Origin of the sequence: Streptomyces sp. UNOC14_S4 (genome assembly GCF_020740835.1) — a bacterium.
Classification (GTDB): domain Bacteria; phylum Actinomycetota; class Actinomycetes; order Streptomycetales; family Streptomycetaceae; genus Streptomyces.
Map to the genome: position 1 here is coordinate 1 of NZ_JAINFC010000248.1, position 10,803 is coordinate 10,803.

Genomic DNA, 10,803 nt, shown 5'->3' on the forward strand with positions numbered 1-10,803 from the left:
GCGCTGCTCTCTGCCTTGTTCCGGAGTTTATACGACACGTGTTCACATGGTGTTTCGGCTAGCTGTCGCGAGTATTTCCGGCAAGAGGATTTCGAGCGACTTCGCACAGGGTGGTTTCGGTGACTCTGTGCCGGAATATGCGGGCGCCACCTCGGGCTTTTCGTCGGGCCGGGTAGGCCGGATCCCGTCGGTGTTTATCACCAGCGCAATGCGCGAAACCGGAGCAGCCCTTCATGCCGACGGAATGTGCCACGGCGCACACCCCGGACAGGCTATCGGGTATTGCGTGCGCCCGTGGCGTTATCGATCACATCGGCTGGGCATCATCGACCGTGACGCGGGCGGCCCGCACCGCGAGGACCCAGGTGAGGAGGCGCTGCGATGGGTGAGAAGCTGGTGGTCGAGGGGTTCGGCCTCGCCGACCGGCAGCGTCACCGGGACAAGCTCCGGCAGTGCCTCGACGTGCTGGCGCGCTTGCTGGAGGAGAAGCGATTCGACCGTCCCCGGAATCTCATGGGCCTGGAGATCGAGCTGAATCTCGCGGGGGCCGACGGTATGCCGAGCATGGTGAACGCAGAAGTGCTGAAACGTATCGCCAGCGGTGATTTCCAGACCGAACTGGGTCGGTTCAACCTCGAAGTGAACATTGTTCCCCATCGCTTGTCGGGCCGGGTTCTCGACCAGCTCGCCGAGGAGTTGCGCACGGCCCTTTCCTATGCCGACCGCAAGGCCATGGAGGTCGATTCGGGGATCGTGATGATCGGTATTCTGCCGACGCTGGACGACCGGCACCTGATCTCCTCGAACCTCTCCGACGACCACCGTTACGCCCTGCTCAACGAGCAGCTCGTCGCGGCGCGGGGCGAGCACTTCACCATCGACATCGAGGGTGTGGAGCGGCTGACCTGCACCGCGGGCTCCATCGTCCCCGAGTCCGCCTGTACCTCCGTGCAGCTGCACCTCCAGGTCACCCCCCGCCGGTTCGCCGCCGTGTGGAACGCCGCGCAGGTCGTCGCGGCCGCGCAGATAGCCGTCGGTGCCAACTCGCCCTTCCTCTTCGGGCGGGAGCTGTGGCGCGAGTCCCGTCCGCCGCTGTTCGTGCAGTCCACCGACACCCGCCCGCCCGAGCTCACGGCGCAGGGCGTCCGGCCGCGCACCTGGTTCGGCGAGCGCTGGATCGACTCCGCGTACGACCTCTTCGAGGAGAACCTCCGTTTCTTCCCGCCGGTGCTGCCGGTCTCCGGAACGGAGGACCCGTCGCGGGTGCTGGAGGAGGGCGGGGTGCCCGAGCTCGGCGAGCTGACCCTGCACAACGGCACGGTCTACCGCTGGAACCGGCCGGTCTACGGCATCGCCGACGGCGTACCGCACCTGCGGGTCGAGAACCGCGTGCTGCCCGCGGGCCCCACCGTCCCCGACGTCATCGCCAACGCCGCCTTCTACTACGGGCTGGTCCGGGTGCTCGCGGAGGAGGCCCGCCCCGTGTGGACCCGGATGCCCTTCGAGGTCGCCGCGGACAACTTCGACACCGCCTGCCGCCACGGCATCGACGCCTGGTTCCGCTGGCCCAAGGGCGGCCGCAACGCGCCGCTGGGACGGATCTCCGCCGTACGGCTCGTCCTGGACGAGCTCCTGCCGCTCGCGGCGGCCGGGCTCGACGCCTGGGGCGTCGAACCGGCCGACCGCGACCGCTACCTCGGTGTCATCGAGGGCCGCTGCCTGCGCCGCACCAACGGCGCGTCCTGGCAGGCCGCCACGTACCACCGGGCACTGGAGCGCGGACTGGGCCGTGAGAAGGCGCTCGCCGCCACGACGCGCCGCTACTGCGAACTGATGCGCACGGGAGAGCCCGTGCACCTGTGGCCCACGGGGCTGGGCGACTGAACGGCACCGTTGAACGACCCGTCCCGCGACCCCGGTTTTTGGGGCGCGCCGCGCCGTCGGGCAAGCTGTGGGGACGGTGGCGGGCTACGCGGAGCGGAGAAGGTCGTGCAGCAGGGCGTGCGGGGAGACCGCGAAGCAGTCGGCACCCTGCCGGGCGAGCGCCCGGCGCTGCTGCGCAGCGAGACGCTGATCGTCCTCGCGCTGTCGCTCGGTGCCAGTGCCGTGTCGGCGCTGATCAGCTTCATCGGCGCGGCCACCCGCCCCGGCGGGCTCAGCCACCAGGCCGCCCGGCTCAACACCTCGCACGCGCCCGGCCGTCCCTGGCTCGACCTCGCCTGGCAGCTCTTCGGCATCGCGACCGCGCTGGTGCCCGTCCTCCTCGTCGCGCACCTGCTCCTCCGCGAGGGCGTGGGCCTGCGGGCGATCGGCTTCGACCGGCGGCGTCCCGGCTCCGACCTCGCCCGGGGAACGGCGGTCGCGGCGGCCATCGGCGGCACCGGCCTGCTCTTCTACCTCGGCGTGCGCGCCGCGGGCTTCAACCTCACCGTGGTGCCCGAGTCGCTGCCCGACGTCTGGTGGAAGATCCCCGTCCTGATCGCCTCCGCCGTGCAGAACGCCGTGCTGGAGGAGGTCGTGGTCGTCGGCTATCTGCTGCGCCGCCTCGGACAGCTCGGCTGGACCCCGGCGGCCGCGCTGGCGGCGAGTGCCGTGCTGCGCGGTTCGTACCACCTCTACCAGGGCATCGGCGGGCTCGTCGGGAACATGGTGATGGGCGTCGTCTTCGTGCTGCTCTACCGGCGCTGGGGGCGGGTCGGGCCGCTGGTCGCCGCGCACGCCCTGATCGACACGGTGGCCTTCGTCGGGTACGCGCTGCTCGCGGGCAAGGTGGGCTGGCTGCCCACGGCGTGACCCGGCGTGTGTCCCTGCGCGTGCCTCTGCGCGCGTCCCTGCGCGATCCGGTCCGCGGAGGGACACACGCTGGCGTGGTCAGGCGAGCAGCTCGCCCTCGATGACCGTGACGGCGCTGCCGGTCAGCAGCGTGCGCTCGCCGCGCACAGCGGTCCGTACGAGCCCGGTGCGCGCCGACGCCTGAAGTCCCGTCAGGTCGGTGCGGCCCAGGCGCTCGCTCCAGAAGGGCGCGAGCGCGGTGTGCGCGCTGCCGGTGACGGGGTCCTCGTCGATGCCGACGTTGGGGAAGAAGCAGCGCGAGACGTAGTCGTAGCCGAGCGCGGGGTCGTCGGCCGGGGCGGTGGCGATGATGCCCCGGCGCGAGTGCCGCCCGAGCGCCGCGATGTCCGGGGCGAGCCCCCGCACCGTCTTCTCGTCGGCCAGTTCCACCAGCAGGTCGCCGATGTGCGGGCCCGTGTCGTACGTGCTGAGCGGCCGGCTGCCCAGCGCGGTGGCCACGCCCTCGGGGACGGTGGTCCGCGTGAGCGGCGCGGTCGGGAAGTCCAGGGTGATCGAACCGTCCTCGTGCGCGGTCGCCGTGAGAACGCCGCAGCGGGCGGCGAAGCGCACCGTGCCGGTGGCGGCGCCGGTGGAGTGCAGGACGTGTGCCGTGGCGAGCGTGGCGTGGCCGCACATGTCGACCTCGGTGGCGGGCGTGAACCAGCGCAGTGCCCAGTCGGCGTCGCCACCGGCGGGCAGCGGGTGGGCGTACGCGGTCTCGGAGAGGTTCACCTCGGTGGCGATCCGCTGGAGCCGCGCGTCGTCGGGGAAGCCGTCGGAGTCGAAGAGGAGCACCCCGGCCGGATTCCCGGCGAAGGGGCGGTCGGTGAAGGCGTCGACGATTCGGATTCGCATGACGGGACCGTAGGGGCCCGGCAAAGCCGCAGGCCAGAGCCAATGCCCGGAAATTGGCCCGCAGGGCGTTGCCGGCCGATCGGTTCCGATATATCGTTGAGGTATCGCGAACGATCGACGATAGGAGGAACGTCATGTGGCGTTACGAAGGACATGAGCAGCATGGTCCGCGTCGGCGCGGACCGGGCGGCCCCGGCGGGCAGCGCGCGGCCTTCGGCCCCTTCGGGCCGGGCTTCGGCGGTCCGCCGTTCGGCGGCCCGCGGGGGCGCGGACGCGGTGGCCCGGGCGGCCGGGCGCGGCGCGGCGACGTACGCGCGTCGATCCTGGCCCTGCTGAAGGACCGGCCGATGCACGGCTACGAGATGATCCAGGAGATCGCCGAGCGCAGTGGCGGCGCCTGGAAGCCGAGCCCGGGCTCCGTCTACCCGACGCTCCAGATGCTGGAGGACGAGGGGCTGATCGAGAGTGCGAGCGAGGGCGGCAAGAAGCTGTTCACGCTCACCGAGGAGGGCCGGGCCGAAGCGGACGCCGGTTCCCCGGCCCCCTGGGAGGAAGCCGGCCGCGGCGTCGACCGGGAGACCCTCCAGGAGATCCGGCAGGCGGGCTTCGGACTGATGGAGGCCTTCGGCCAGGTCTGGAGGACCGGCAGCAAGGAGCAGAAGCAGAAGGCCCTCGACGTCATCAACGAGGCCCGCAAGAAGCTGTATCTGATCCTCGCCGACGAGGGGTGAGCCGACGGCCCCTGGCGGCCCGCACCCTGATGCGAAGTCTGTCGCGGTCCTCCTCAAGGAGGAGGGCCGCGACAGGCATGCCCACCTCTCGTCGGATGCGCGAATGCTTCCCGCCGGGGATGCCTCGGCGGCCTGTTCCTGGTGGGGTGTAAGGGTGCAAAGCCGTACATGTGACAGCGGGCCGGACGGCACGGTCTGCGTGGACCGGTTCAGTGTCGAGCTGGCCTCGGCCGCCGTGGGTGCCCGCAGGCGCGCCGTGCGCGACGGCGACCGCCAGATCGACACCGCCCACCTGCTGCACACCTTGCTCGAGGCCGCCCCCGGGGCGGCCCGGGCGCTCGACGGCGACGGCACGGGAGCGGCCGTACGGCTGCTCGGCTACCTGGTGCAGCGGACCATCGGCTACGGGCTGCGGTGGAGCGGCACCGCCGAGGACTCCGGCGCGCTGCCCGTACTCCACGCGGGACGCACCCCCGGCTGGTCGCCCGCGGCGGCCGCCGCCCTGGAGGCCGCCGTCCTCCGCGCCGACGCGCGGGGCGCCGAACGGGCGGAAGGGGTGGACCTGCTCGCCGCCCTCGCTTCGGACGACCGCTCGCGGGCCGTGGAGGTGCTGCGCAGAGCGGGCATCGACCCGGAGTCGCTCGTCGAGCGCCTGGAGGACGCCGCCCCGCACGAGTGAAGCTCTGTCGTGAGTTGTCGTGAGTTGTCATGAGCGAAAAGGGTGACAGTCCTGTCGCCCGCTGACATGCTGAAGCGCATGCAGACGACTCGGGGGAGAAGCAGCGGCCTCGTGCCGGCCGTCGTGTCCGCGCTCGCGTTCGGCGGATCGGGTGTGGCGGCCAAACCGTTGATCCACGCGGGCCTCGACCCGCTCCACGTCGTGTGGCTGCGGGTGACCGGGGCGGCCCTGGTGCTGCTGCCCCTCGCCTGGCGCCACCGCGCTCTGGTGACGCGGCGGCCCGCACTGCTCGCGGGGTTCGGCCTGCTCGGCGTCGCCGGTGTCCAGGCCTGCTACTTCGCGGCGATCTCCCGCATACCCGTCGGCGTCGCCCTGCTCGTCGAATACCTCGCGCCCGCGCTGGTGCTGGGCTGGGTGCGGTTCGTCCAGCGGCGCCCGGTGAGCCGGGCCGCGGCCGTGGGCGTCGTCCTCGCCGTCGGCGGCCTCGCCTGTGTGGTGGAGGTGTGGTCCGGGCTCGGCTTCGACGCGGTGGGCCTGCTGCTCGCGCTCGCCGCCGCGGGCTGCCAGGTCGGCTACTTCGTGCTGGCGGACCACGGCTCCGAGGGCGAGAAGCCCGCCGACCCGGCAGGCGTGATCGCCTACGGGCTGCTCGTCGGAGCCCTCCTCCTGACCGTGGTCGCCCGCCCCTGGGGCCTGGACTGGTCGGTGCTCGCAGGCTCCGCCGAACTGCGGGGAAGCCAGGTGCCCGCCGTGCTGCTCCTCGCCTGGATCGTGCTGGTCGCGACCGTGGCCGCCTATCTCACCGGAGTGATCTCCGTACGTCGGCTGTCGCCACAGGTGGCCGGAGTGGTCGCGTGCCTGGAGGCCGTCGTCGCCACCGTGCTGGCCTGGGTGCTGCTCGGCGAACACCTCTCCCTGCCGCAGACCGTGGGCGGGGCCGTGGTCCTGCTGGGCGCCTTCATCGCGCAGAGCTCCGCGCCCAAGGCGTCCGCGTCCGCGCCGGTGGCTGTGGGCGAAGGCCCGGCGGGAGCACGTTCCGAGGTGCGTGGTCCGCGTACTGCCGCCGAAAGGGAGTTGCCGACCGGATCGGGCCCTGCCTAGGGTGTCGGCCATGCCGATGACCGTTCTGCCGCCTCCCGCCGCCTAGCGCGGGCGGCCGCTCCCGGAAGACCGGAGCCCTGGGCACACCGCCCCGGGCCGATCGCCGCTGCCCGCACAGAGGACCACGCGATCACTTCACGTCTTCCGCGGGAGAACAGTCATGCCCGGATCCACTTCCTCTCTTCCGTCCCGTCCTGCTCCGGTCGGGATCCCTGCCTCCGCCGCGGCCCCGTCCTCGGGCGGGAATCCGCTGCCCGCCCCGCGGTTGCCCGTCGGCCGCGGGCTTCTCTACGTCGCCTTCGCCGCCGCCTCCTGGGGGACCGCGGGCGCCACGGCGGGCCTCGTCATGGACGACAGCGGCCTCGGGCCCGTCGCGCTCACCTTCTGGCGCACGGCGGGCGGTTTCGTACTCCTGCTGCTGGCACGGCCGTTGATATCGCGCCGTGCGGAACCGGCGGCGTGTGCCGGCCGCCCGTACGAGCCATGGCCGCGCCGTGCCGGGCGGCTGATCGTCGCCGGCCTCGGGCTCACCGTCTTCCAGGCGGCCTATTTCGCGGCGGTGGCGGCGACCGGAGTGGCCGTCGGAACCGTCGTCACCCTGGGCGCGGCGCCCGTGCTGGCCGCGCTCGGCGGCCGGGTGGCGCTGGGCGAACGGCTCGGCTCCGGCGGCCGGGTGGCGATCGTCGGCGCGACCGCCGGGCTCGCCGTACTGCTGCTCGGCAACGACGGCACGGGCGCGGTGCGTCCGGCAGGGGTGGCGCTGGCGCTGCTCTCCGCCGCCGGGTACGCGCTGCTCACCGTCCACGGCCGTCGGCTGGGGCGCCAGGGGCGTGCCACCGATCCGTTCACCACGGCGCTGACGTCCTTCGCCGTGAGCACGGTGTGCCTGCTGCCCCTCGCGGCCGTCGAGGGGCTGTGGCCGCACGCCCGTGAACTGGCCCGCACGCTGGGCCTGATGGCTTATCTGGTGTCCGTGCCGACCGCGCTCGCCTACGCGCTGTTCTTCACGGGCCTCGCGGTCGTACGCGCCACCACGGTCACGGTGATCACCCTCCTGGAGCCGGTCACGGCGGCCGTCCTCGCGGTGCTGCTGCTCGGCGAACGGCTCACCGCCGCGACCGTGCTGGGCACGGTGGTGCTGCTGTCCGCCGTGACGGGCCTGGCCGTCACCGAGGCGCGCGGCCGGGTCGTGGCCGAGGCGCCGGTGGAGCGGGTCGGCGGGCGGCCCCGGGTCGGCAAGTGGTCTCGGGTCAGCGGGCGGTCCCGGGCCGACGAGCGGCCTCGGGTCGGCGAGCGGTGAGGTAGCCGGGCACCGGTATGCCCGGGGCCAGGTCGTCGGCGGGGACGGGGGTGCCGTAGGAGGTGGCCACGGGGACGACGCCGCTCCAGTGAGGGAGCGTCAGGTCCTCCTCGTCGTCGGCGGGGCCCGCCGCGCGGACCTTCGCGGAGACCTCCGAGAGGTCGACGCGCAGCACGGCCGTGGCGGCGAGCTCCTTGGCCGTCGGCGGCCGGGAGTCCGCGGAGCGGCCCGGCACGGTCTGGTCGACGAGGGCGGAGAGCGCGGTGCGCATCTCCTCCTCGTCGGTCACCCGCCGCGCCGTGCCGTGCACCACGACCGAGCGGTAGTTGAGCGAGTGGTGGAACGCGGAGCGGGCCAGGACCAGGCCGTCGACGTGGGTGACGGTCAGGCAGACGGGCATGCCGGGCTCCTCCGCGCCGCTCGCCGAGCGCAGCGGGCGGGAGCCGGTCGAACCGTGCACATAGAGCCGCTCGCCGACCCGCCCGTAGAGCGTCGGCAGGACGACCGGGGCGCCGTCGCGCACGAACCCGAGGTGGCACACATAGCCCGCGTCGAGGATCGAGTGGACCAGCTCGCGGTCGTAGGAGGCGCGGTCGCGGTAGCGCGTCGGGGTGCTCCGCTCGGTCCGCTCGTACGCCGCGGGTGCGGCAGGCGTGCCGCCTGTGGCAGGTATGGCAGATATGGCAGGTGTGACAGGCGTCGCGGACGGGGCCGCGACGGACATGGCGGCGGTGCTTGAGGAAACTGCCATGGCGAACTCCATTGCACTAGTGCATAATGAGCTTTGTGCTAGGAGAGTATCGGATCGAAGGACGGCGCGCAGCGGACATCTCCACGAGCGTGGAGCGTGCGATCGCCGCGGGGCTGCTCGCGCCCGGCGAGCCGCTCCCGCCCATCCGCGAGCTGGCCGTCGAACTGGACGTCAACCCCAATACGGTCGGGGCTGCCTATCGCATGCTCCGCGACCGCGGCGTGATCGAGACGGCCGGCCGCCGGGGCAGCCACGTGCGCCGGCGCCCGGCCAGCACTCCGCGCGAGCTGATCCGCGTGGAGGCGCCGGAAGGCGTGCGGGACGTCTCCACCGGCAACCCCGACCCGGCGCTGCTGCCCCCGCTCGGCGAGGCGTTCGCCGCCGCGACCGCCCGCGCCGCCGAGCGCCCCATGCTCTACGGCGCGCCCGCGGTGGACACCGAGCTGGAGCGGATGGCCCGGGCCGCCTTCGCCGAGGACGGCGTCCCCGAAGGCCCGATCGCCGTCACCTCGGGGGCGCTCGACGGCATGGAGCGCGCCCTCGCCGCGCACTTGCGGCCGGGCGACGAGGTCGCCGTGGAGGACCCGGGCTGGGGCAGTCTCCTCGACCTCGTCGCGGCCCTCGGCCTGCGCCCGGTGCCCGTCCCCGTCGACGACGACGGCCCCCTGCCGGAGGAGGCGGACCGGGCCCTGCGCCGCGGCGCGCGGGCGCTGATCGTCACGGATCGGGCGCAGAACCCCACGGGGGCGGCGCTCGGCGAGGAGCGCGCCCGCGAGCTGCGGGCCGTTCTCGCGGATCACCCGCACGTCCTGCTTGTCGAGGACGACCACGGCCACGGCATCGTGGACGTGCCTCTGCGGCCCCTGGCGGGCTCCACCGACCACTGGGTCGTGGTGCGTTCCGTCGCCAAGGCGTACGGCCCGGACCTGCGGCTCGCGGTGCTCACCGGGGACGCCGTCACCGTGGACCGCGTCCGCGGGCGGCAGCGCCTCGGCCCCGGCTGGGTCAGCCGGCTGCTCCAGGACGCGGTGGTGCATCTGTGGCGTGGCGGTGCCGTCGACCCGGTGGCTGTCGCGGCCTCGTACGGGCGGCGCAGGAACGCGCTCGTCGAGGCGCTGCGCGAGCGCGGCGTCGCCGCGCACGGCCGCAGTGGGATGAACGTCTGGCTTCCCGTGCCGGACGAGACCGCCGCGGTCGCCCGGTTGCTGCACGCGGGATGGGCGGTGGCGCCGGGCGCGCGCTTCCGGCTCGCCTCGCCGCCGGGCGTGCGGCTGACCGTGTCGCCACTGGCGATGCACGAGATAGGGCCGGTCGCGGACGCGCTGGCGTCGGCGACCGGCCCGGTCCCGGCGGGGAGGCATGGGCGTTATGACTGACGCTCGCTCAGGAAGCTCATGGGGTCCGCTTCGGCTTCGGGGCGGCCTGTTCGGGGGCTTGTTCCGGGGGCGGCCCGGCCTGCTCCGGCGTCAGCCTGGCCTGTTACGGCCTGGGGCTCGCCCGCTCGGCCCAGGGCCGCTTCCGCTCCGGTCGGGGCCGCTCGCCGTGGGGCGCGGTGCGCGTGGTGTGTGCGGTGTGCTCGCCGTGCTCGCCATGTTGCTCGGTGCGGTGTGCTCACTGCTTCCGCGCGGGCTGCTTCCTGCTCTGGGTGAGCGCCGCACCGGCCAGCACGATGACCGCGCCGACGGGAGTGTTCCACGAGAGCCGCTCGCCGAGCAGGGCCACCCCCGCCACGGCGGCCACGACGGGGGTGAAATACGTCGTCAGCGTCGCCGTCGTCGGCCCGACCTCCGCCACCAGGCCGTACTGCAGGAGGAAGGCGAAGCCTGTGCCCAGGGCGCCGAGCGCGCAGACCGACAGCACCGACAGGGCGGGGAAGGAGGTGGGCAGCGGGCTGACCAGAGGGGCGACGACGGCGAGCTGGACGGTGCCGAGGAGCAGCTGGCCGCCTGCCGTGGAGAGGTGGGAGTACCCGGTCGAGGAGAGGGTGCGCCGCACATAGATCCAGCCGACCGCGTAGCTCGCGGACGCGACCAGGGCCATCACCGTGCCCGCGGGGTCCTGCCCGGAGAAGCCCTGCCAGGCGCCGAGCACGGTGAGCACGCCGAGGAAGCCGAGGCCGAGACCGGCGAAGCGGCGCCGGGTGGGCCGGTCCTCGGACAGGGCGACCAGCGAGAGCACCATGCCCCACAGCGGGGTCGTGGCGTTGCAGATGCCCGCGAGTGTGGAGGGGATGCGCAGCTCGGCATAGGCGAACAGCGTGAACGGGAGGGCGTTGAGCAGGAAGGCCGCGACGGCCAGATGCGCCCAGACCCGCAGGTCGCGCGGCAGTCGCTCCCGCTTCACCGCCAGCGCCACGCCGAGTACGGCCGTGCCGAACACCATCCGCCCGAGCGAGACGTACAGCGGGGCGAAGCCGTCGGTGCCCACCTTGATGAAGAGGAAGCTGAACCCCCATATGAGGGCCAGCGCCCCGAACCGGATCCGCCAGTCCACCCTCGGCCGCCCCCGCTCGGCGGAAGCGGAAGCGGAGGGGGAGGCGGGCGCGGACGTGGGG

10 protein-coding genes are annotated in these 10,803 nt (G+C 73.4%); 7 read left to right on the top strand and 3 right to left on the bottom strand.

What is annotated here, in order from left to right; genetic code table 11:
• Nucleotides 1-381 precede the first annotated feature (381 nt).
• Together K6I34_RS21660 and K6I34_RS21665 are read left to right on the top strand one after the other, a co-directional pair.
• The gene (locus tag K6I34_RS21660) at nucleotides 382-1,884 is read left to right on the top strand and encodes a glutamate--cysteine ligase (RefSeq protein WP_229327989.1); all 1,503 of its coding nucleotides are present in this window, start codon (nucleotides 382-384) and stop codon (nucleotides 1,882-1,884) included.
• A gap of 117 nt (nucleotides 1,885-2,001) precedes the next feature.
• On the top strand, nucleotides 2,002-2,793 hold the full coding sequence (locus K6I34_RS21665; RefSeq protein ID WP_229327998.1) for a CPBP family intramembrane glutamic endopeptidase: 792 nt from the start codon (nucleotides 2,002-2,004) through the stop codon (nucleotides 2,791-2,793).
• 78 nt (nucleotides 2,794-2,871) lie between these two features.
• On the opposite strand, the gene K6I34_RS21670 is transcribed toward K6I34_RS21665, so the two are convergent.
• Nucleotides 2,872-3,687, bottom strand: a complete 816-nt coding sequence (locus K6I34_RS21670) for a PhzF family phenazine biosynthesis protein (RefSeq protein ID WP_229327990.1) — start codon at nucleotides 3,685-3,687, stop codon at nucleotides 2,872-2,874.
• Nucleotides 3,688-3,821: 134 nt separating this feature from the next.
• Between K6I34_RS21670 and K6I34_RS21675 the strand changes: the two genes are divergently transcribed.
• The 4 genes from K6I34_RS21675 to K6I34_RS21690 all read left to right on the top strand — a co-directional run bounded on the left by K6I34_RS21675 (nucleotide 3,822) and on the right by K6I34_RS21690 (nucleotide 7,498).
• The gene (locus tag K6I34_RS21675; RefSeq protein WP_229327991.1) at nucleotides 3,822-4,418 is read left to right on the top strand and encodes a PadR family transcriptional regulator; all 597 of its coding nucleotides are present in this window, start codon (nucleotides 3,822-3,824) and stop codon (nucleotides 4,416-4,418) included.
• Nucleotides 4,419-4,572: 154 nt separating this feature from the next.
• A complete protein-coding gene (locus K6I34_RS21680; protein WP_229327992.1) occupies nucleotides 4,573-5,097 on the top strand; it encodes a Clp protease N-terminal domain-containing protein in 525 nt (174 codons plus the stop codon).
• A gap of 78 nt (nucleotides 5,098-5,175) precedes the next feature.
• Nucleotides 5,176-6,198, top strand: a complete 1,023-nt coding sequence (locus K6I34_RS21685) for a DMT family transporter (protein WP_229327993.1) — start codon at nucleotides 5,176-5,178, stop codon at nucleotides 6,196-6,198.
• A 160-nt stretch (nucleotides 6,199-6,358) separates the two neighbouring features.
• Nucleotides 6,359-7,498 (top strand): DMT family transporter, encoded by a 1,140-nt coding sequence (locus K6I34_RS21690; RefSeq protein ID WP_229327994.1) that lies wholly within the window; start codon nucleotides 6,359-6,361, stop codon nucleotides 7,496-7,498.
• Here K6I34_RS21690 and K6I34_RS21695 read toward each other — a convergent pair.
• Nucleotides 7,449-8,249, bottom strand: coding sequence for a pyridoxamine 5'-phosphate oxidase family protein (locus K6I34_RS21695; protein ID WP_229327995.1), 801 nt, complete (start codon nucleotides 8,247-8,249; stop codon nucleotides 7,449-7,451). The genes K6I34_RS21690 and K6I34_RS21695 overlap by 50 nt on opposite strands.
• A 35-nt stretch (nucleotides 8,250-8,284) precedes the next feature.
• Between K6I34_RS21695 and K6I34_RS21700 the strand changes: the two genes are divergently transcribed.
• The gene (locus tag K6I34_RS21700; RefSeq protein WP_229327996.1) at nucleotides 8,285-9,625 is read left to right on the top strand and encodes an aminotransferase class I/II-fold pyridoxal phosphate-dependent enzyme; all 1,341 of its coding nucleotides are present in this window, start codon (nucleotides 8,285-8,287) and stop codon (nucleotides 9,623-9,625) included.
• Nucleotides 9,626-9,860: 235 nt separating this feature from the next.
• Here K6I34_RS21700 and K6I34_RS21705 read toward each other — a convergent pair.
• On the bottom strand, nucleotides 9,861-10,803 hold a 943-nt coding region (locus K6I34_RS21705; RefSeq protein ID WP_229327997.1), incomplete at its 5' end, for a DMT family transporter.